The following is a 20652-nucleotide window of genomic DNA, read 5'->3' on the forward strand; positions in this document are numbered from 1 at the left end:
TCGTTGATTCGACACCGGGTACAACGCGATTACCGTAGCAACATCGCAGCTTTCACGGTGGGCATCATCGTGGCGAGCTCGTCACACCGTCCCACACGGGATGCCAGAGCCGTCCGGTGTCGGTCCACGCCTGGAACCGGACGGTGCCGGTGAGCTTCGGGGTAACCCATTGCGCGTCGTGGCGTTCGTCGGCGGTCATCTCGTTGGTGAACGGGGACGTCTCGCGCCGCAATCCGTCGAGCTCGGCCGCGATCCGACGCGACTGTTCGTCTCCGAATCCGGTACCCACCCGCCCGACGTAGATGAGGCCGTCTTCGTGCGGCATGCCGAGCAGCAGCGACTTGAACGGTCGTTTGTCGCTGCGCCGCCACCCGCCGACCACCACTTCGCGCGAGCGCCAGTTGCGCTGCTTGAGCCAGGTCTGGCTGCGTTTGCCCGGCTGATACACCGATTCCAGCCGCTTGGCCACGACCCCCTCCTGCCCCTGCTCGCGACTGGCCTTCATCGCCTCGGCGCCCGAACCATCCAGCAGCGCGGTGACATTCATCGACGGCGACAATCTGCCCAGCGCCTCGAGCACCGCCCGGCGGTCGGTGTACTTCTTGCGCAGCAGCGAGGTGCCGTCGAGGTAGAGCACGTCGAAGGCGATGAACACTGCGCGGGCCGAATCCGACTGCAGCGCCGAGATATCCGAGAGCCCCGCGTCGTCGAGGACCACCGCTTCGCCGTCCAGGACCACCTGATGCCCGGCCAGCTCTTCGCCGAGGGCGGCCAGGCGCGGATAGCGGGCGGTCACCGTGTTGCCGGCGCGGCTGCGGACGGTGACGGTGCCGTCGTGGATCTCGACGATCACCCGGAAGCCGTCCCACTTGGTTTCGAAGCCCCAGTCCACGGGGGACAGCGATTCGACTTCGCCCGCGGTGGCCAGCATGGGCGACAGTCCGCTCGGGAAACCGCTGTCCACCAAGGGTTCTCGACGGGTCTGGTCGCGCATGTAGTGCATCAGCCACTGGTCGCCCTTGGTCTGGATGAGGGCGTAGCGGCCGGACACCCGCTCGCCGTCGAGTTCGACGATCACCTCGTCGGAGCGCCATTTCTCGATGACGTAAGTGCCCGAATCCCAGATCGTCATCTCCCCCGCACCGTATTCGCCCTGGGGAATGGTGCCGTGGAAGTGCAGGTATTCGAGGGGATGATCCTCGGTGCGCACCGCCAGGCGATTGTGTTTCGGCTCGGTCGGCGGACCTTTGGGCACCGCCCAGGAGGCGAGGACGCCGTCGTGCTCGAGCCGCACGTCCCAGTGCAGGCGGCGCGCGTGATGTTCCTGGATGACGAAGCGGTTGCCGGGTCCGGGCTCAGGGGTCGCCTCGGGGACGGGCTCGGGGGTCCGCTGCGGGTCGCGCATGCTGCGGTACTTGGTCAGGGAATCGTGGCGGGTAGTCGGCCGACCGGCCTCGGAGTCGGTGGGAAGCGGCGGATCGAGTTCGGCCAGCAGGTCGCCGTCAGCCTTCCAGCGGGCGAGCACCTCGTCGAAACGTAACTGGCGCAGCGTGTTCGAGTCCTCGATCTCAGCCCAGGATCGTGGGGCGGCGGCATTGGGTTCGGCGCGACCGCGCAGCGAATAGGGGGCGATGGTGGTCTTGGCGGCGTTGTTCTGACTCCAGTCCAGGAACACCTTGCCCTTGCGGGCCGCCTTCGCCATGGTCGCCGTCACCAGATCCGGGTGCAGCGCTTCGAGATTGGTGGCCACCTGCTTGGCGACAGTGGACGCGCCCCGTGAACTCACCGGCCGATCCAGCGGCACATAGACGTGAATTCCCTTGCTGCCACTGGTGACCGGGAATGCCCGCATGCCGATGTCGGCGACCATGTCGCGCACCGCGAGCGCCACTCGCGCGCAGTCCGCCAGACCCGCGCCGGGGCCGGGGTCGAGATCGAACACGATCCTGGTGGCCGGGCCGCGCTCGTCCGCGTCGAAACGCCATTGCGGCACATGGATTTCCAGCGCCGCCTGCTGCGCGAGCCAGGCCATTCCGGCCTCGGAATCGATCAGTGGGTAGACCACCCGGCGGCTGGAATGCTCGATCGCGGACCGGCGGATCCACGCGGGCGCGTGCTCGGGCAGGTTCTTCTCGAAGAAATCGGAATGGTCGACCCCGTTCGGCCACCGCTTCCTGGTGACCGGGCGGCCGGCGAGATGGGGCAGTGCCGCCTCGGTGATCGCCGAATAGTAGGCGATCACTTCGCCTTTCGTCGTGCCGGTCTCCGGGTACAGCACTTTGTCGAGGTTGCTGAGCTCAACCTCGATGTCCGGTTCACCCGGCGCGCCCCGAAATTCCCGGCGGACCATCGACGCGATCGGACGGCGGGGACCGTCTACCGGTCCCCGCGCACCGAATCAGGCCTTGGGCCCCGGATCTGTCGGAGCGGGGCCGCCGGGGGCAGTGCCGGGGCCTGCCTGCGGGGGCACGACCTTCTTGGCCGCGTCCTTGCCCTTCTCGATCTTGTCGCTGTACTTGCCCTTGGTCTTGTCATCGATGAAGGTGCCGGCCTTGTCGACCGCCTCATTGATCTTGTCGGCGTTCTGTTCGACCGCTACCTTGCCCTTACCGAGCAAGCCCTTGAGCGTATCCACGAGACTCATCTGACCGTGTTCCTTTCGAGAGGAAGGTACTGGGCACACATCACCACTGTCGCGGCCCGAGCGCTGGCATGGACCGAAATATGTCTCACCGCTATGGCATCGTAACCGCTGTTGGCGAGCAGCAACGAGACCCAGAAGAAAGGAGTTGATCGCGGATGGCGAGGTTCGACATCCCGGACGGATGGACGATGCAAGCCTACCGATTCGCGCTCGACCCCACCTCGCAGCAACAACCGGTGCTCCGATCGCATTGCGGTGCATCCAGGTTCGCGTTCAATCACATGCTCGCCTTGATCAAAGCTGTGATGGATCAACGCACCGCGGAACGCAGCTACGAGATCTCCGAGACCGAACTGACCCCGCCGGTCGGTTGGTCGCTACCCGGACTCCGCAAGGTCTGGAACCAGCGCAAACACGAACACGCGCCGTGGTGGGCGCAGAACTCGAAGGAGGCCTACAACTCCGGACTCGATGCCCTCGCCCGGTCGCTGGAAAACTGGGCTACATCCCGGACCGGTCTGAGAGCCGGTAAACCGGCCGGGTTCCCGAGATTCAAAACCGCGGGTCGGGCTCGGCGGTGCGTTCGGTTCACGACGGGGGCGATCCGGGTCGAGCCCGATCGCCATCACATCGTCCTCCCGCGGGTCGGGCGGATCAAGACACATGAGTCGACCCGCAAACTCGCGCGCCGAGTCGAGGCGGGAACCGCTCGCATCCTCTCCGCGACACTCGCCCAGGACTCGCGTGACCGCTGGTACGTCTCATTCCAAACACTTGTCGCCGCTAAAACCCGTCCCGGGCATGTCCACCGGTCACCGCGCCCGGTGGCCGGGGTCGATGTCGGGGTCAAAGCCGACGCGCTTCTGGTGATCGCGACCCCCGACGGCTGTGAGGTAGCCCGTGTTCAGGCACCGAAACCCTTGACTGCCGCACATGCCCGGTTGCGGGTATTGCAACGGCGGGCGGCGCGTCAGCAGGGTCCGTATGACCCGGTTGCGAAAGCCCGGCGGCGGCCGTCGAAGCGGTGGCAGACCACCACCGCTCGGATCTGCCGAACGCGCGGACAGGCTGCCGCGATCCGCCGTGACGTTTTACACAAGACCACCACCCACCTGGCCCAGCAGTACCAGGTGATCACAGTGGAAACACTGAACGCAGCCGGGATGCGGTCTGCCGGTGGCGTCCGGAAGAAAGGGCTGAACCGAGCGCTCGCTGACGCGGCGCTGGCCCAAATCCGACAACTGCTGGCGTACAAAACTCGCTGGTACGGGTCGGTGTTGGTGGAAGCTGATCGGTGGTTTCCGAGCTCGAAGACCTGTTCGGGGTGTGGTGGGCGAAAGCCAAACCTGACCCTCGCCGACCGCGTCTATCGCTGTGAGTTCTGTGGTTTGTCGATTGATCGTGACCGTAATGCCGCGATCAACCTCGCCCGACTCGGCGAGACCCGCCTGTCCAAGGTGGGTGAACAGGGTTGTGCCGACAGTGGGTCGGTGCCAGGACGTGGAGCCATCCGCAAGTCCGAGCCCGCGCGAGCGGGCGAGGCAGGAGGCTGTGAAACGTCTACCCCGTCGCAGCGTGAGCTGGGTTCGACGGGGACCGCATCACCGCAAGGTGAGGCTGCCTGATGGAGCGTCTGACATTCGCGCACCACGGCAACGGTCACTCCACATCTTCCCACCACGAATCCCGTGGTGGGAGGTCATTCGGAACCACCCTCTGGCCCGGCTTGGGCACTACGACCGGAGTACCCGCATCCGCGGCCGCCGACACCAGGCGCCGGACGGGTTCGGACCAACCGTGGAAGGCCAGGTTGAACGTTGCCCAGTGGATCGGGACCAGCAGGCCGTAGCTTGCGTCGCCGAGGCACAGGTCGGCGTGGGCACGCACCGCCTCTTCGGGATTCATGTGCACATCGGTCCAGCGCTCGTCGTAGGCGCCGATGGGCAGCAGCGTGAGGTCGAAGGGGCCGAGCACCGCGCCCGCCTGGGAGAACGCCTTGGTGTAGCCGGTGTCGCCGCCGAAGTAGACCCGCTTGGTCGGGCCGGACAGCGCCCACGACGCCCACAGCGTGGTGTTGCGGACGAGCCCGCGGCCGGAGAAGTGCCTGGCCTCGGCGCAGGTGATGGTGAGGCCGCGGTCCTCGGCGTCGCGTCCGAGCGAGACCGAGCCACCCCAGTCGAGCTCGATGATCCGGTATTCGGGCACGCCCCACTGGCGCAGGTGCGCGCCGATGCCGGTGGGCACGACGAACGGCGCGAGCTGGGTGCGGACGAGTCCGTCGACGGTGGCCTTGTCGAGGTGGTCGTAGTGATCGTGGGAGATGATTACGGCGTCGACCTGCGGCACCTGCGCCAGCTCGCCGGGGACCGGGTGCAGGCGGGCCGGGCCGACCACCGGGGACGGGGAGACCCGTTCGCTCCACACCGGGTCTGCCAGCACTCGGTAACCGTCGAGTTCCACCAGCGCGCTGGCGTGCCCGTACCAGGTCACCGCGAGCTCGGCGGCCTGCTCGGGAACCGCGGGGGTGACCAGCGGGACGGGATTGGCAGGGCGGCCGAGGCGTCCCTTGGTGAGCCCCGACCAGATCAGCGACGGCGCGGCACCGGCGGCGAGCATCGAGCTCGGCTCGGTGTTGTGGAAACGGCCGTCGCGATAGGAGGACTTGCCGATCGCGGTCGGCGCGATCGCCGACGGGCCCGCACCGATCGAGGTGGGCAGGCCCCACACCGCGCGGGCCATCCAGGCGAGACCGAAGGTGCTCGCCAGCGAACCTGCCAGACGTGTGATCCGCATCAGCGCCCCACGAACTTCGCCGGGCGCTTCTCCTGCCGGGCCAGGCGGCCCTCTTTCGCGTCGTCGCTGCTCCACGCGGCCGCCAGCGCGGCCTGCTGCTGCGCGCTCGCCGGATCGCCGGTGCCGTCGTCGTTGAGCATCAGTTTCATCGCTTGCAGCGACAGCGGCGCCAGCGCGGCGATGGACTTGGCCCAGTCCTTGGCGTCGGCGAGGGTGCCGAGCTTGTTGGCGAAGCCGTAGGCGTACGCGTCTGCGGCGGAGACGGATTCGGCGCCGAGCAGGATCGTCCGGGCCGGGCCGCCACCGATCAGGGCCGCCAGCCGCGACACCGTCCAGCGATCGACTGAGATGCCGAGCTTGGCGGCCGGCACCGCGATGTAGGCGTCGGGCTCGATCACCCGCAGGTCCGAGGCCAGCGCCAGCTGCACGCCCGCACCGAGCGCACCACCGTTGATCGCCGAGATCACCGGGACCGGCACGGATTCGATCGTGTGCAGCATGTCGAGCAGACCGCTCAGGAACGACTCGGAGTACACCCCCGACAGATCGGCGCCCGCGCTGAAGATCGGCCCGCGGCCGGTGAGCACGATGGCACGCGCACCCTGTGCCACCGCGTCGAGCACGGCGGCGCGCAGTTGCCCGACCAGGTCCTCGTTGAGCGCGTTGCGCCGTTCCTCGCGCTGCAATTCGATGGTGATCACATCACCATCGCGGGTCACGCCGAGCATGCATCCTCCCCAGAATCTCCCAGATTTCGTGGATGTTCACACTCTGCCACAGCCCGTCGGCAACGCCGGGCAAGGCGATAGCATCGACGGCTGTGGCGAGGACGGATTTCGGCATCCTGGTGATCGGCGCGGGTCAGGCTGGGCTTTCCGCCGGTTATCACCTGCGCAAGCTCGGGCTGGTGCCCGAACGCGATTTCCGCATCGTCGACCACGCACCGGGCCCCGGTGGCGCCTGGCAGTTCCGGTGGCCGTCGCTGACCCTGACCACCGTGAACCGGGTGCACGACCTGCCGGGGATGTCCTTCGCCGAGACACTGCCGGCGGGATCGGAGTCGGCGCGAGCCGCCAGCGCGGTGCCGCACTACTACGAGCTCTACGAAAAGCGCTTCGAACTGCAGGTTCAACGGCAGGTGACGGTGAAAGTCGTCTGCGATCGGACCGCCGACGGGCAGAGCTGCGCGGGCCGAGGCGAGGTACTACAGGTCGAAACCGAGGGCGCGGGCACTCTTCGCACGCGAGGTCTGATCAACGGCACCGGCACCTGGGAGCACCCGTTCGTCCCCCGATATCCGGGCGCCGGCACCTTCGCGGGCCGACAGTTGCACACCCGCGACTACCGCACGGCCGACGAGTTCGCGGGCAAACATGTCGTCATCGTCGGCGGGGGCATCTCGGCGGTGCAGTTACTCGACGAAATCTCGCTCGTGACCTCCACCACATGGGTCACCAGGTCGGAGCCGCGCTGGCGGGAAACGCCGTTCGCCGAGCAGGACGGGCGCGACGCGGTGGCACTGGTGGAGGACCGCGTCCGGGCGGGCCTGCCGCCGGGATCGGTCGTCTCGGTGACCGGACTGCCGCTCGACAACCGCTTGCGAGCCGCCCGCGAGCGGGGTGTGCTGCGACGGCTGCCGATGTTCGAGCGGATCGAGCCCACCGGTGTGCGCTGGGCCGACGGCAGTTTCCAGGCGGCCGACGTGATCCTGTGGGCCACCGGTTTCCGAAGCTCACTGGATCACCTGGCGCCCTTGCGGCTGCGCGGACCCGGCGGCGGGATCACCATGACCGGGCGGTTGGCGACGCAGGTGGCCGTCGACCCGCGCATCCATCTCATCGGCTACGGGCCCTCGGCCAGCACGATCGGCGCCAACCGGGCGGGCCGGGCGGCAGCCCGCGAGCTGACCGGCTTCCTAGGGCTCAGTCCAGACCGGCACTGAACGTCGACGGATCGGCGCCGACCCGCTTGCCCGAGTCGAGGCGGCTGATCGACTCCATCGCATCGGCGTCGAGTTCGAAGGTGAACACGTCGAAATTCTCGGCGATCCGCGACGGCGTGACCGACTTCGGAATGACGATGTTGCCCAGCTGCAGGTGCCACCGGATGATGACCTGCGCGGGGGTGCGGTCGAGCTGCTTCGCGATGTCGACGATGGTGGGGTTGCCCAGCAGCGTGCCCTGTCCCAGCGGGCTCCACGCTTCGGTGGCGATCGCGTGATTGGCGTCGTATTGCCGCAGGTCACGCTGGGACAGCGTGGGATGTAGTTCGATCTGGTTCACCGTCGGGATCTCGCCCGCGTCGGCGATCAGGGTCTCCAGATCGATCACCCGGAAGTTGGAGACACCGATCGAGCCGATCCGGCCCTGCGACTTCAGCGCCTGGAACGCGCGGAACGTGTCGACGTAGCGGCCGGCCGAGGGCACCGGCCAGTGGATCAGATACAGGTCCAGATAGTCCAGGCCGAGGCGCCGCATGCTGGTGTCGAAGGCGCGCAGGGTGCTGTCGTAGCCCTGGTCGGCGTTCCACAGCTTGGTGGTGATGAAGAGTTCGTCGCGGGGGATCCCCGATTCACGGATGGCGCGGCCTACGCCTTCCTCGTTGCCGTAGACCGCGGCCGTGTCGATACTGCGGTAGCCGACCTTCAACGCCTCGGCCACCACCCCGGTGACGTCTTCCGCGGGCACCTGGAACACACCGAAGCCGAGCTGTGGGATCACGTTCCCGTCATTGAGCACGATGGTGGGGACAGGGCTGCTCTCGCTGCGGAAGGTCACCCTCTCGAAGGTAGAAGTGGTTGGGTGTGGCGTCAACGACGGCGCGTCGCGTGTTTCCCCGTACCGAGAAGCGGGGCGCTGGTCAGGGGATTGCCCGCGATTCAGTACACAGCTCCGGCCAGTCCGATTCGCCGGTATCGGCGCTGCCTCAGCGTGCGCAGTTCGGCGGGCTCGTAGGTGCGCAGCGCCGCCAGTTCGGCGGCGATCGCCAGGACCGTGCGACGGGCGAAGGCCACCGGTTCGTCGGCGGCATCGGGGTACTCCTCGACGATCCGGTCCACCACCCCGTCTTCGAGCAGGTCAGCCGATCTGATGCCTTGTGCGGCAGCCATTTCCGGTGCGTGCGCGATATCGCGGAAGACGATGGCGCTCGCCCCTTCCGGCGGCAGCGGGGCCAGCCAGCCGTGCCTGGCGGCGAGCACCCGGTCGGCGGGCAACAGCGCGAGCGCGCCACCGCCGGTGCCCTGGCCGAGCAGCACGGAGACGGTCGGGGTATCGAGGGTGACGAGATCGGCCAGGCAGCGCGCTATTTCGGGGGCGAGCCCGCGTTCCTCGGCCTCCTTGGACAGGGCTGCGCCGACGGTGTCGATGACCAGCACCAGCGGCAGCCGCAGTTCTCGCGCCAGGACCATCGCGCGCCGCGCCTCGCGCAGGGCGGCCGGGCCCATGGTGTGCTCGCCCTCCTGACCGGATCGGTCGTGCCCGAACACGACACACGGTTGACCGGCGAACCGGGCCAGGGCGAGCAGGACAGTGCGATCGGACTCACCACGACCGGTCCCGCTGAGCGGAACCCGTTGTGTCGTATGGCGAAGCAGGTCCCGAATGCCCGGACGGCCGGGCCGCCGCGAACTGAGCACCGAATCCCAGGCGCCGGCAGTCGGATTCGCCGGGGTCGACGGACTACGCACCGGCGCAGCCCAACCCGGCTCGGTCGTCATCGGGACGACAGCGCCGGCGGCGACGCTCATCGCCCGGTGTGCGATCCGCCGGAACACCTCCACCGTCACCACACCGTCGATCACACCGTTGCGATAGAGGTTCTCCGCCGTCTGCACGCCGGGCGGAAACGGCTTGCCGTACAAGGCTTCGTACACGCGAGGGCCCAGAAACCCGATGAGCGCGCCGGGCGCGGCGAAGGTGATGTGTCCCAGCGACCCCCACGACGCGAACACTCCACCCATCGTCGGATCGCGCAGATACACCAGATACGGATGCCCCGCCGACTTGTGCACGGCCACCGCACCCGCGATCTTCACCATCTGCACGAAAGCGACTGTCCCCTCCTGCATCCGAGTGCCGCCGGAGGTCGGCGAGGCGATCAGCGGCAGCCCGAGTTCGGTGGCGCGCTCGACGGCACACACGATCCGCTCGGCCGCTGCCACCCCGATCGATCCGGCCAGAAACGCGAACTCGCAGGCGATCACGGCGACTCGCCGCCCGCGCAACAACCCCTCCCCCGTCAGCACCGCCTCATCGGTCCCTGCCCGATCGGCCGCCGCGATGAGGTCCTGGCGATACCGCGGTGACACGGCAGGCTCGATCGGCGCCCGGTCCCAGCTCACGAAAGAGCCCGCGTCGAGCAACTGGCCGAGTAAGTCATCCGCCGACATCCGCACGCTCCGAGCGTAGCCGGACAGGTTCGGCCACGGTCACGAGATCACAGCGGAACATTGGGATATCTTGACAATATGTTGTGTTTTTACAACACTTCATTAGGTGAGCCCAGTCAGAAGAGGGGAAACCCTGCCGATCTTCAATCGCATCGCCGTGTTGCGTGCGGAGCATCGGATGAGCCGCGCGGCGCTTGCCGAGGCCGTCAACGTGAACGTCCAGACGATCGGCGCGCTCGAGCGTGGCGATCACTATCCGAGCCTCGATCTGGCGATGCGCATCTGCGATGTGTTCGCGCTACCGATCGAAGTCGTGTTCTCCCGCAAGGAATTCGGGCCGCTGTCGGCCGAGCTCTACCCACGCACGAAAGGCGAGACGCCATGACCAGTACGCTCATCGACCGCTACCAGAACTATCGGGTCCGGCGCTGGCTCGTGCAGGAACAACGGACAGCGGGGATGCTGAAGAGCTGGCGGTCGCTGCACCGACGGCGGATTCTCGTGGTGATCGTGACGATCGCGCTGCTCGGGATCGCAGTCGCCGGAGTGATGCGCGCGCTCGACCTGTTCGGGGCGCCAGGAGTCGCGATCGTCTCGGCACTGGTGTTCCTGCCGAGCTGGACGATGCTGCGGATCGCTTCGGGCGGCCAGGATCACGCGCCCGACCAGATGCTCGACGAACTGGAGATCTCCGAGCGCAACAAGGCCCGCTCGGCGGGACTAGCGCTCACCCAGTCGCTGACCATGGCACCGTTGGCGTACCTGATCTTCGGCAGCGCGTTCTCACCGGAGGCCGACGCCTATCGCATCGCCTACGCGGGCGGATTGATGATGCTGGCCACGATCATGGCCGGCGGCTGTGCGCCGGCGATGATCCTCGGCTGGACCCGGCCCGATCCCGAACCGGAGTCCTGAACTGGTCCTGAACGAAGAGCGGGGCTGCGGCCTTCATCGCAGCAGCCCCGTCCATCAGCGCAGAGACTCAGCTCAGTAACCCTGCATGACCTTGCGCAGCGCGTACTCGGTCAAGGCGACCAGGGCCTGCTTGGCCGGTTCCCGGCGACGGGCGTCGATCGACATGATCGGCACGTCGGCGGGAACCGCCAGGGCCTGGCGGATGTCCTCGAGCGGGTACTTCGGCGCGTCGTCGAACTCGTTGAGCGCCACCAGGAACGGCAGCCCGCGGGCCTCGAAGTAGTCGACAGCGGCGAAGCTGTCTTCGAGCCTGCGGGTGTCGACCAGCACCACGGCGCCGATGGCGCCGCGGATCAGGTCGTCCCACATGAACCAGAACCGGTACTGGCCCGGCGTACCGAACAGGTACAGGACCAGGTCGTCGGCGAGGCTGATACGGCCGAAGTCCATCGCCACCGTGGTGGTGGACTTCTGCGGAATACCGGTCAGGTTGTCGATTCCGGTACTGGCGTTGGTGACCAACGCCTCGGTGCGCAGCGGAACGATCTCCGACACCGCGCCGACCATCGTGGTCTTACCCACACCGAAGCCGCCGGCGACCACAATCTTCGCCGAAGTCGGCTTGGCCGTGCGGGTATCGACCTGCGCCGTCGAATCAAATACGCCGGAGTCCACTGAGAACCCTTTCGATCAGCTCGCGACGTTCATCGTCGCTGGAATCGTCTTTCAAAGTTGCCGAAACCCGGACGTGGCCGGCCTCGATCAGATCGGCTACGAGTACCCGGGCCACCCCGATCGGGATGTACAGCTGGGCAGCTATCTCGGCAACGGACGGCGATTGCCTGCACAACTCCACGATGGACGTTTCGAGGTTGTTCAGTTCGTACTGCCGCTCCATGGCGACCGGATGCGATGCGACGAGTGCCTCCAGCGCCAACTCGACCGCCGGCCTGGTGCGGCCGGCAGTCAAGGAGTACGGGCGGACGAGGCTGGGCTCGGCGCTCCCCATGCGGTGATCGTCTATGTCCATCCCACCATCAGGAACCCATCGTGACGCGCGGCGTGGCCTGGACCGTCTGGCCAACGCGCTCGACCAGAAGTGCCATTTCGTAGCCGACCTGACCGATGTCACACGAGGTGTTGGTCAGGACCGCTAGGTAGGAGCCGTCGCCGACTGCCATGAGCAGCAGGTATCCGTGCTCCATCTCGACGACGGACTGGAGTACCGTACCGCCTTCGAACAGATTCGACACGCCGACGGAAAGGCTTGCCAGTCCGGCGGTCACCGCGGAGAGCTGCTCCGCGCGGTCGACCGGGAGCTGAGCGCTCGCGGCCATCAACAGTCCGTCAGCCGAGACCAGGACGGCATGGGCTACGCCAGGAACCTCGTTGGCGAAGTTCGAAACCAGCCAATCCAGCTGACGGTTCGTACCACCTAGATCGGGGTTCATCGGTCTCCTTTATCTCCGGTTAGGTTCATTGCCTTCATTGCGCGGCCATCCCGGACACCCTGCTGGTGACGACTCAGGCTGTTCCGGATCGTGGCGGGATCGCGTTGCTGCGGGGTGCGATCAGCGGTGCCGCTCACACCACCCGGCACAAGCCTTCCGCCCGGACTGCGCTGAGGCAAGCCGGCGGCGGTACGCACCTCGGACTGAGCTTCGCTGGCCGCACGTGCGGCCTGCCAACCCTCGTCACCCGGTGATTCGAAAGCGGCAGCCATCTGGTTCCGGTCGGAATTCTCGTCCGTGAGCCACGCCGACATCATCTCGGCGAAGATCGGCGTTCCGCCCATCACGGAATCACCTTCCGGTGCCGGCTGCAACCTGGTCTGGAAGAACGACGCAGCCTTGACCGGATTGGACCGGAAGCTGTGCCGACCCGGATCACGCCCTGCCGACGCAGCGTTATCCGGCCCCGCAGGGTCCCGATCCCGTTGCGGCAGAGCCACTCCTGGCCCGGCGTTCGCCTGCGGTACAACACTAGCCCCGGGATCACGCTGCGGCAGCCCATTCGGCGCAGCCGCACGTTGGGGCAGGCCGTTGGGCGCGTCCCGCTGCGGTTGACCCGCTGCCGGAGCGCGCTGGGGCAGACCGTTGGCGGCCGAATCCTGCTGCGGCGCAGGGGTAGCGCGCTGCGGCAGACCATTGGCCGGACGGGCGGGCTGGGCACGCTGCGGAAGTCCGCTGGCCGGATCACGCTGTGGCAGACCACCGGTCTGCTCAGGCTGCGGCAGTCCAGTGGACCGATCGCGCGGCGGGAGGCCGTTGGACGGGTCGCGCTGCGGCAGACCGCCCGTCTGGTCCCGCTGCGGTAGGCCGTTGGACGGATCACGCTGCGGCAGACCACCGGTCTGCTCACGCTGCGGGAGACCACCGGTCTGATCGAGCCTCGGCAAACCACCGGACTGATCCCGATGCGGCAGCCGCGGCGCGGGATCGCGCTGCGGCAGACCGCCGGAGGCGCTGCCCCGCTGCGGGAGGCCGTTCGACGGGTCACGCTGCACGGGCTCGGAATCACGCTGCGGCGCAGCGCTTCCCTGACCACGCTGCGGCAACCCGGTCGACTGCGCCGGATCACGCTGGGCGTTCGCGGCATCGCGCTGCGGCAGACCCGTTGCCGGATCACGCTGCGGCAGGCCACCGGTCTGTTCACGCTGCGGGAGGCCGGTCGACGGATCGCGCTGCGGCAGACCCGTTGCCGGGTCACGCTGCGGCAGACCGCCGGTCTGCTCCCGCTGCGGTAGCCGCGGCGACGGATCGCGCTGGGGCAGACCGACCGAAGGATCACGCTGCGGGGCGCCATTGGCGCCCGGCGAACGCTGCGGCAACCCACCGGGGGTGCTCCCCCGCTGCGTCTGTGCCGAATCGCGCTGAGGCGGCGCCGAGTCACGCGGCGACTGCACGGGCGGCTGCGCGGACTCCCGCGACGGCGCGCCGTTCGCACCCGGCTGACGTTGCGGCAGCCCACCACCGGCCTGCGGCGGCCCACCGGGCTTCTGCTCACCCGGACCCTGCTGACCCGGCCCGGCGGGCGGACGCTGCGGTCCACCCGGTGCCAGGGTGCGCTTGGGCAGGCTCGCCGCGGCGAGCTTGCCGCGCTGGGGCACGTTGCCCTGCCCCGGGGTGGGCGGACGCAGCGACGGCGACGACTGCTCGTTCGCGTCCTGGGCCGCGCCCGACGCCATCGAGTTGCCCGGTTGACGTTGCGGCAAGCCACCACCGGCACCCGCCGGGGGCCCACTGGTGCCGGGATCGACGGTGACCATCACGTTGCCACCCGGGGTGCGGGTGATCGCGCGGGTCTGCATGGTGCTGCTCGGCTGCTGCTGCGGGTTCGGCCGCTGCTGCTGCGGTGCGGGCGCGTTCTGCTGCTGCTGCAAAGTCTGCGGCGCCACCACCGGGCCACCGGCACCGGCGACGATGAGGCCGACCGGCACGTGCACGGTGACGGTGACGCCGGGATCGCGCGCGGTATCGAAGGTCGGGCGAAGGCGCACGGTGAGCCCGTGGCGCTCGGCCAGCCGGCCGACCACGAACAGACCCATGTGACGGGCGGTGTCGGGACCGGGCTCGGCGGTCTGCCCGAGCCGGTGGTTGATCTCCGACATCTCCGCGGGCGGCATACCGATACCGCGGTCGGCGACCTCGATCAGCAGGCCCTGGTCGTGCGCCTGGGCGAAGGTGAACTTGACGTCGGTCTCCGGCGGGGAGGCCCGCAGCGCGTTGTCGAGCAGCTCGGCGAACAGGTGCGCCATATCGGAGGCGGCCGGTTCCACCAGCGAGCCGCGCGGCGTGGCGCCGAGCTTGACCCGCTCGTAGTCCTCGACCTCGGAGATCGCGGCACGCAGCACGTCGGCGATCTCGACCGGGGCCGACTTGGTACGGCGCTGCTTGGTGCCCGCGAGAATCAGCAGGTTGTCACCGTTACGGCGCATGCGCGCGGCGAGGTGGTCGAGCCGGAAGAGGTTCTCGAGCAGGCGCGGGTCCTTCTCGTCGTACTCCATCGCCTCGATGAGGGTGAGCTGATGGTCGACGAGCGACTTGGACCGGCGGGCCAGCGTCTCGAACATGTCGTTGACCTGCGAACGCATCTGCGCCTGGTCGCTGGCCAAGCGCAGCGCCTGACCGTGGATATCGTCGACGGCGCGGGCGAGCTGGCCGATCTCCTCGTCGGAGCGCACCGGCATCGGCTCGAGCGGCACGTCCTCGGGCGCGGCACCGTTACGGAGCTGGGCGACCTCGTGCGGCAGATCGGACTCGGCGACGCGCAGCGCGGCCAGGCGGAGGCGGTGCAGCGGCACGATCATCGAGCGGGCGACGAACACGGCGAGCAGCAGCGCGGCCAGGATCGTCGCGATGACGACAGCGGTATAGGTCCAGGCACCGGTGGCGGCCGCATCGGTGAGCTCGTCCATCGAGACCTCGATGGCCTTGGTGGCCTCGTTCACGACGCCTTCGTAGGCCTGCAAGCTCGAGTAGAGCGAGGTACGCAAGTCGCCGACGGGCAGCTTGCCCGCGGACACCTCGGGACTGCTGATCAGGTTCGCCCGGATATCGGCCTGAGCCTTGAGGTCGGCGATCACCCGATCGCCGTCGGGGAAGCGGTTGGACAGCACGTCGAGCAGATGGCTCTCGGTCGCGACACCGGTGAGGAAGGTCTGGGCCCCCGTGTCCTGCCCACGCAGCATCCCGGCCAGACCGGCGAGCTCGTCGACGAGCACCGAACGCGTGTTGAGCGAGTCGACCAGACGCAGCTTGGCCGTGTCCATCACCGGATCGCTCACCTGAGCGATGGTGGTCTCCACGATGCTGACGCTGTCCTGGGTCATCTGCTCGACCCCGGAGAGCACCGGCTCGGCGGACGTCGACAGCGCCTTACCCTGCGCGCGCACGTTCTTGGCCTGCTTGACCATCCGCTCGAGCGCGCCGTGCGCGGCAGGCAGATCGGTCAGCCGACCGAGCGAGGTCTCGGCCGCGGCGACCGCGGCGTCGAGATCGGCGAGGTCCTTGTCGGTGACCAGGGTGACCCCCGGACCGGCCGGCACCAACTGGCTGCCGGCCACCTTCGCCGTGCCTGCACTCAGCGCGGTGACCGTCGGAATCGTGTCTACCTGCTCGTTGATACTGGAGAGCCGGTTGGCCTCCGAGAACTCGGAGGTAATTCTCGACACGCCGAGCCCGACCGCGACCGCGAGTGGCACGGCAAGTACGGCCGTAACCTTCCAACGCAGGTCCCAGTTGCCGAGCGCCCAGCGTTTGCTGCCGGACCTAGCGGCGTCACGCATCTCCCACTCACTTTCCAAACTGGCCTCGTACCGTGCGCCTGAGGCGAACCTCCACAGGCGCGAGGGTGGCTCGCCAGTGGCTGCTGGCCGAGAACTACGGCTGGCCGAGAAATTGCGTCTACGACTGCCCGAATAAGTGACATCGGATTCTAACGGATCAATAACTTCTTGGCTGACTCCCGGTAGAGGTCCGCTCCATGACCAGCCCGTTGTAGGCAAAACCAAAGGTCGCGGCACCCCCTCGGGTGTCGCGTGAAGTCTGCCACAATCATCTGGATCTATCGAGCGGGCATCGAAGCGAGGCTAGGGAGTCACGGGGTTGGACACCGAACACGAGTACCGGCCGGTCTATCAGACCAGCCTGGTCGACCCAGCCGACTTCTGGTCCGCCGCAGCTCAGGGCATCGAGTGGGATGTCGAACCGCAGCAGATCGTCGATGCCGCCGATAAGCGGTCGGCCCGGTGGTTCCCCGATGCCCGCCTGAATACCTGTGTGAACGCCCTCGACCGCCACGTCAGGGCGGGCACTGTCGACCAGGGTGGACACGCCGATCAACCCGCCCTCATATATGCCTCCGCTATGACGGACACCACCACGATTTACACCTACGCCGAATTGCTCGACGCGGTGGCCGAGTTCGCGGGAGCCATGCGCGATCTCGGTGTGGTGGCCGGTGATCGGGTGGTGATCTATCTGCCGATGATCCCCGAAGCGGTGATCGCGATGCTGGCCTGTGCCCGCATCGGCGCGGTGCACTCGGTGGTGTTCGGCGGGTTCGCCGCACCCGAGCTGGCCGCCCGCATCGACGACGCCGAGCCGGTCCTGATCATCACCGCCTCGGGCGGCCTGGAACCCAACCGCCGCATCGACTACCCGCCGATCGTGATGGCCGCGCTCGATCTCGCCGAGACCGCGTCGGTGCGCACCGTGATCGTGAAGCAGCGGCCCCAGTTCACGACGATCGAGTTCCCCGCCGCCCTGCCCGCCACCGACGTGCTGCCGTCCTCGGAGCAGACCGTCGCCGCCCGCTGGGTCGATTGGGACGACTGCGTCGACGGGGTGGCGCCCGCCGATCCGGTCTCGGTGGCCGCCACCGATCCGCTCTACATCCTCTACACCTCCGGCACCACCGGTAAGCCGAAGGGCGTGGTGCGCGACAACGGCGGGCACGCGGTGGCGCTGGCCTGGTCGATGCGCAATATCTACGACGTCGGCCCTGGTCAGGTGTTCTGGGCCGCCTCCGATGTGGGCTGGGTCGTCGGCCACTCCTACATCGTCTACGCACCCCTGCTGGTCGGCGCGACGACGGTGCTCTACGAGGGCAAACCGGTCGGCACCCCCGACGCGGGCGCGTTCTGGCGAATCGTCGACGAGCACGACGTGCGGGTGCTGTTCACCGCGCCGACCGCGTTGCGCGCGATCCGCCGCGCCGACCCCGACGCCACCGCGGCCCACCGCCACGACCTGTCCCGGCTGCGCGCGCTGTTCTGCGCGGGCGAGCGCCTGGATCCGGCCACCTTCGACTGGGCGACGAACACCCTGCTGGCCGATCACCCCGACACCCCGGTGGTCGATCACTGGTGGCAGACCGAGACCGGCTGGCCGATCTGCGCCGACCCGCTCGGCCTGCAGGAACTGCCGGTCAAGCCTGGTTCGGCGAGTGTGCCGGTGCCCGGCTACCGGCTGCGTGTGCTCGACGCGAACGGCAACGCGGTGCCCGCCGGGACCGAGGGCAACATCGTGATCGGGCTGCCGCTGCCCCCCGGCTGCCTGACCGGCTTGTGGCGCGACCGGGATCGCTTCATCCGCTCGTATCTGTCGGCCTTCCCCGGCCACTACCTCACCGGCGACTCCGGCTACTTCGACGAGGACGGCTATCTCTACGTCCTCGGCCGCAGCGACGACGTGATCAACATCGCCGGGCATCGCCTGTCAGCGGGCAGCATCGAGGCCGCCATCGCCGGGCACGAGGCCGTCGCCGAATGCGCGGTGATCGGCATGCCCGACGAGCTCAAGGGCAGCCTCCCGCTGGCATATGTGGTGCTCAAGCAGGGTGTCGAGATCGACCAGCAGCAGTTGCGCGCCGAACTCGACGACCGGGTACGTGCCCAGATCGGCGCGATCGCCACCCTGCACGACTCGATCATCGTCACCGGCCTGCCCAAGACCCGTTCCGGCAAGATCCTGCGCAAGACGATCCGCCAGCTCACCGCCGGTGAACACGTCGAAACCCCCGCCACCATCGAGGATCCCCACGTCCTCACCGCCTTGGCGGACCGCATCCTCGCCAACCCACCACTGGGCAGCATCACGCCGGCCGCCACCCCCGAACAGGACAACGACCCGGTCTCCCCTGCCCCGTAGACCTCCGAGGTCTTCGCAGCCCCGCAGGGGCGTCTCGGCCGCCTCGATCTGGACTGACCAGAGGGTGCGACGAAGGAGTGCCCGCCGGGAGGGAAGATCGAGGCCACCAGGCCGAGACCCCGCGGCGCCCGCGCCGCCAGAAATATAAGCTCACCACGTGACTTCCTCTACCGTTCTCGTCGTCGATGACGACGAGGACGTTCTCGCCTCGGTCGAACGCGGCCTGCGGCTGTCCGGGTTCCGGGTGCTGGTCGCGCGCGACGGTGGTGCCGCGCTGCGGGCCGTCGCCGAGCAGGCGCCCGACGCGGTGGTCCTCGACATGAACATGCCGGTCCTCGACGGTGCCGGGGTGGTCACGGCCTTGCGGGCGATGGGCAATGACGTGCCCATCTGCGTGCTCAGCGCCCGTGCTTCGGTGGACGACCGGATCGCGGGCCTCGAGTCGGGCGCCGACGACTACCTGGTGAAACCGTTCGAGCTGGCCGAGCTGGTGGCCAGGATCAAGGCCCTGCTGCGCCGCCGCACCGACACACCCGAACCCGTGGCGCCCGGCGCGCTGACGGTCGGGCCGCTGCTGGTCGATGTGGCGGGGTATCGCGCGCTACTGCACGGGCGCGAAATCGAGCTCACCAAAAGGGAATTCGAATTGCTGTCGACGCTCGCCCGGAATGCCGGTGTGGTGTTGACGCGAGAACGACTGCTGGAATTGGTGTGGGGTTACGATTTCATAGCCGATACGAATGTGGTGGACGTGTTCGTCGGATACCTGCGCAGGAAACTCGAAATAGATGACACGCCAAGGATTTTGCATACGATTCGCGGGGTGGGTTTCGTACTCCGGGAATCGAAATGATCTCCGAACGACCGCTGAAACGTCGTCGCAGACAATCGTTTTCGCTCCGGACAAGAGTCGCGGGAGCAGCCGCGGCGGGTGCTGTCATCATCGTCACGATCGCCGCTTTCGTGGGTTTTCAAGCAATCGAACGCAATAATGTCACCCAAACCGATCAACAACTGGAAATCGCTTCGCGCATCGTGCTGATCGAGCCGGTGCTGGCAACCGGGTTCGTCAACCTGACCGGATTGCAGAACACCATGGCGCTCACGGTGCGCGACGACGGCCAGGTGACCGCGTCGAGCTCGACCCAGCTGCCGGATCTGCCCCCCGGCTCGCAGACCGTCGAGCTGAACGACCAGCCCTACCGGGTGCTCACCACCACCGAGAACCAGCCCGCGGGCCGCACTGTCTCCCTGGCCATTCCGACCACCGAGGCCACCAAGGCCACCGACGACCAGCAACGCTGGGTCCTCGCGGGCGCGGCGATCGCGGTGGCGGCCGCGGCGGCGCTGGGCTGGCTGCTCGCCGGGCGTGCGGTCGGCCCGATCGTGAAGCTGACCAGGCAGGTGTCGGCCCGCAGCGCGGGCGGCGAGCCGGACGAACACGACCGCCCGGTCGACGGTTCCGGTGTCGACGAAGCGGTGAAGCTGGCCGACGCGGTGAACACCATGCTGGCCCGCGTCGACCAGGCCCAGGCCGAGACCGCCGCCGCGCTGGAAACCGCCCGCGACTTCGCCGCCGTCTCCGCCCACGAACTGCGCACCCCGCTCACCGCGATCCGCACCGACCTCGAGGTCCTGCGCACCCTCGACCTCACCGACGACCAGCGTCGCGAGATCCTCGACGACCTCGCCCGCAACGAGACCAGGGTGGAAACCACCCTGTCCGCGCTGGAACGGCTCGCCCGCGGCGATCTCACCGCCGAGACCGACCACGTCCCCACCGATGTCGCCGACCTGTGCGACCAGGCCGCCCACGACGCCATGCGCCACAACCCCGGCCTGTCGGTGCGCATCGACACCGACGCCGAGCTGGTGACCCGGGGCCTGCCCGCGGGCCTGCGGCTGGCCGTCGACAACGCGCTCACCAATTCGGTGAAGCACGGCGGCGCCACCACCGCTGTCGTGTCGGCACATCGCACCGCGCACGGCCGGATCGTCATCGCCGTCGACGACAACGGCACCGGTGTCGCGCCCGGCGAACGTGCGGCGGTCTTCGCGCGGTTCGCCCGCGGCGCCAACGCCACCAAGGGCGGTTCGGGCCTCGGCCTCGCGCTGGTGGCCCAGCAGGCCCAGCTGCACGGCGGGCTGACGTACTTCGAGGACAGTCCACTCGGCGGCGCCCGCCTCGTCATCGACCTGCCCGTGCGACCGGCCCGGTAGAAACACGAAAGCCCCGCACCCACGGTGATGTGGGTGCG

Annotated in this window: 17 protein-coding genes; 7 read left to right on the forward strand and 10 right to left on the reverse strand. The window is 68.2% G+C overall.

Translation table 11 applies throughout. The annotated features are described in order from the left end of the window. Positions 1-64 precede the first annotated feature (64 nt). Together ACWF99_RS14730 and ACWF99_RS14735 are read right to left on the reverse strand one after the other, a co-directional pair. The gene (locus ACWF99_RS14730) at positions 65-2350 is read right to left on the reverse strand and encodes an ATP-dependent DNA ligase (RefSeq protein WP_452536270.1); all 2286 of its coding nucleotides are present in this window, start codon (positions 2348-2350) and stop codon (positions 65-67) included. Between the two features lie 48 nt (positions 2351-2398). After that, positions 2399-2644, reverse strand: a complete 246-nt coding sequence (locus ACWF99_RS14735; protein ID WP_301904870.1) for an antitoxin — start codon at positions 2642-2644, stop codon at positions 2399-2401. Positions 2645-2799: 155 nt separating this feature from the next. Here ACWF99_RS14735 and tnpB point away from each other — a divergent pair, with 155 nt between their 5' ends. Then, the gene (tnpB, locus tag ACWF99_RS14740) at positions 2800-4269 is read left to right on the forward strand and encodes an IS607 family element RNA-guided endonuclease TnpB (RefSeq protein ID WP_452536272.1); all 1470 of its coding nucleotides are present in this window, start codon (positions 2800-2802) and stop codon (positions 4267-4269) included. 34 nt (positions 4270-4303) lie between these two features. Here the strand turns inward: tnpB and ACWF99_RS14745 are convergent, their stop codons facing one another. Beyond that, positions 4304-5437 carry an MBL fold metallo-hydrolase gene (locus tag ACWF99_RS14745; protein ID WP_452536274.1) on the reverse strand — a complete coding sequence of 378 codons (1134 nt, stop codon included), beginning with the start codon at positions 5435-5437 and terminating at the stop codon, positions 4304-4306. Continuing rightward, positions 5437-6165, reverse strand: coding sequence for an enoyl-CoA hydratase (locus ACWF99_RS14750; protein WP_378632040.1), 729 nt, complete (start codon positions 6163-6165; stop codon positions 5437-5439). The genes ACWF99_RS14745 and ACWF99_RS14750 overlap by 1 nt, the downstream gene beginning before the upstream one ends. A gap of 32 nt (positions 6166-6197) precedes the next feature. On the opposite strand from ACWF99_RS14750, the gene ACWF99_RS14755 reads away from it, so the two are divergent. Continuing rightward, entirely contained in the window at positions 6198-7379 is a 1182-nt protein-coding gene (locus ACWF99_RS14755; RefSeq protein WP_452536277.1) for an NAD(P)-binding domain-containing protein, read from the forward strand. Here ACWF99_RS14755 and ACWF99_RS14760 read toward each other — a convergent pair. Beyond that, positions 7360-8214, reverse strand: a complete 855-nt coding sequence (locus ACWF99_RS14760; protein ID WP_452536279.1) for an aldo/keto reductase — start codon at positions 8212-8214, stop codon at positions 7360-7362. The two genes, ACWF99_RS14755 and ACWF99_RS14760, sit on opposite strands and share 20 nt — an antisense overlap. 101 nt (positions 8215-8315) lie before the next feature. Next, positions 8316-9827: a carboxyl transferase domain-containing protein gene (locus tag ACWF99_RS14765; protein WP_452536281.1), complete on the reverse strand. Its 1512-nt coding sequence runs from the start codon at positions 9825-9827 to the stop codon at positions 8316-8318. Between the two features lie 106 nt (positions 9828-9933). Here ACWF99_RS14765 and ACWF99_RS14770 point away from each other — a divergent pair, with 106 nt between their 5' ends. After that, on the forward strand, positions 9934-10212 hold the full coding sequence (locus ACWF99_RS14770; protein ID WP_364578900.1) for a helix-turn-helix transcriptional regulator: 279 nt from the start codon (positions 9934-9936) through the stop codon (positions 10210-10212). Next, a complete protein-coding gene (locus ACWF99_RS14775; protein WP_378632030.1) occupies positions 10209-10742 on the forward strand; it encodes a hypothetical protein in 534 nt (177 codons plus the stop codon). The genes ACWF99_RS14770 and ACWF99_RS14775 overlap by 4 nt, the downstream gene beginning before the upstream one ends. 72 nt (positions 10743-10814) lie before the next feature. Here the strand turns inward: ACWF99_RS14775 and ACWF99_RS14780 are convergent, their stop codons facing one another. From ACWF99_RS14780 to ACWF99_RS14795, 4 genes are read right to left on the reverse strand one after another with little or no spacing between them, the layout of a single operon-like run. Then, positions 10815-11417, reverse strand: coding sequence for a GTP-binding protein (locus tag ACWF99_RS14780; RefSeq protein ID WP_174551063.1), 603 nt, complete (start codon positions 11415-11417; stop codon positions 10815-10817). Continuing rightward, on the reverse strand, positions 11398-11772 hold the full coding sequence (locus ACWF99_RS14785) for a DUF742 domain-containing protein (RefSeq protein ID WP_056818578.1): 375 nt from the start codon (positions 11770-11772) through the stop codon (positions 11398-11400). The genes ACWF99_RS14780 and ACWF99_RS14785 overlap by 20 nt, the downstream gene beginning before the upstream one ends. A gap of 7 nt (positions 11773-11779) precedes the next feature. After that, entirely contained in the window at positions 11780-12193 is a 414-nt protein-coding gene (locus ACWF99_RS14790; protein WP_011207200.1) for a roadblock/LC7 domain-containing protein, read from the reverse strand. Continuing rightward, positions 12190-16029, reverse strand: a complete 3840-nt coding sequence (locus ACWF99_RS14795; RefSeq protein ID WP_452536283.1) for an ATP-binding protein — start codon at positions 16027-16029, stop codon at positions 12190-12192. Before ACWF99_RS14795 ends, ACWF99_RS14790 begins: the two co-directional genes overlap by 4 nt. Positions 16030-16348: 319 nt before the next feature. Here ACWF99_RS14795 and ACWF99_RS14800 point away from each other — a divergent pair, with 319 nt between their 5' ends. The 3 genes from ACWF99_RS14800 to ACWF99_RS14810 all read left to right on the forward strand — a co-directional run bounded on the left by ACWF99_RS14800 (position 16349) and on the right by ACWF99_RS14810 (position 20614). Next, positions 16349-18394, forward strand: coding sequence for an AMP-binding protein (locus ACWF99_RS14800; RefSeq protein WP_378632025.1), 2046 nt, complete (start codon positions 16349-16351; stop codon positions 18392-18394). Positions 18395-18551: 157 nt separating this feature from the next. Next, entirely contained in the window at positions 18552-19247 is a 696-nt protein-coding gene (locus ACWF99_RS14805; protein ID WP_101464499.1) for a response regulator transcription factor, read from the forward strand. Between the two features lie 110 nt (positions 19248-19357). After that, positions 19358-20614, forward strand: coding sequence for a sensor histidine kinase (locus ACWF99_RS14810; protein ID WP_378632022.1), 1257 nt, complete (start codon positions 19358-19360; stop codon positions 20612-20614). Positions 20615-20652: the final 38 nt, after the last annotated feature.

The sequence above is a fragment of the Nocardia sp. NPDC055002 genome (assembly GCF_053608825.1).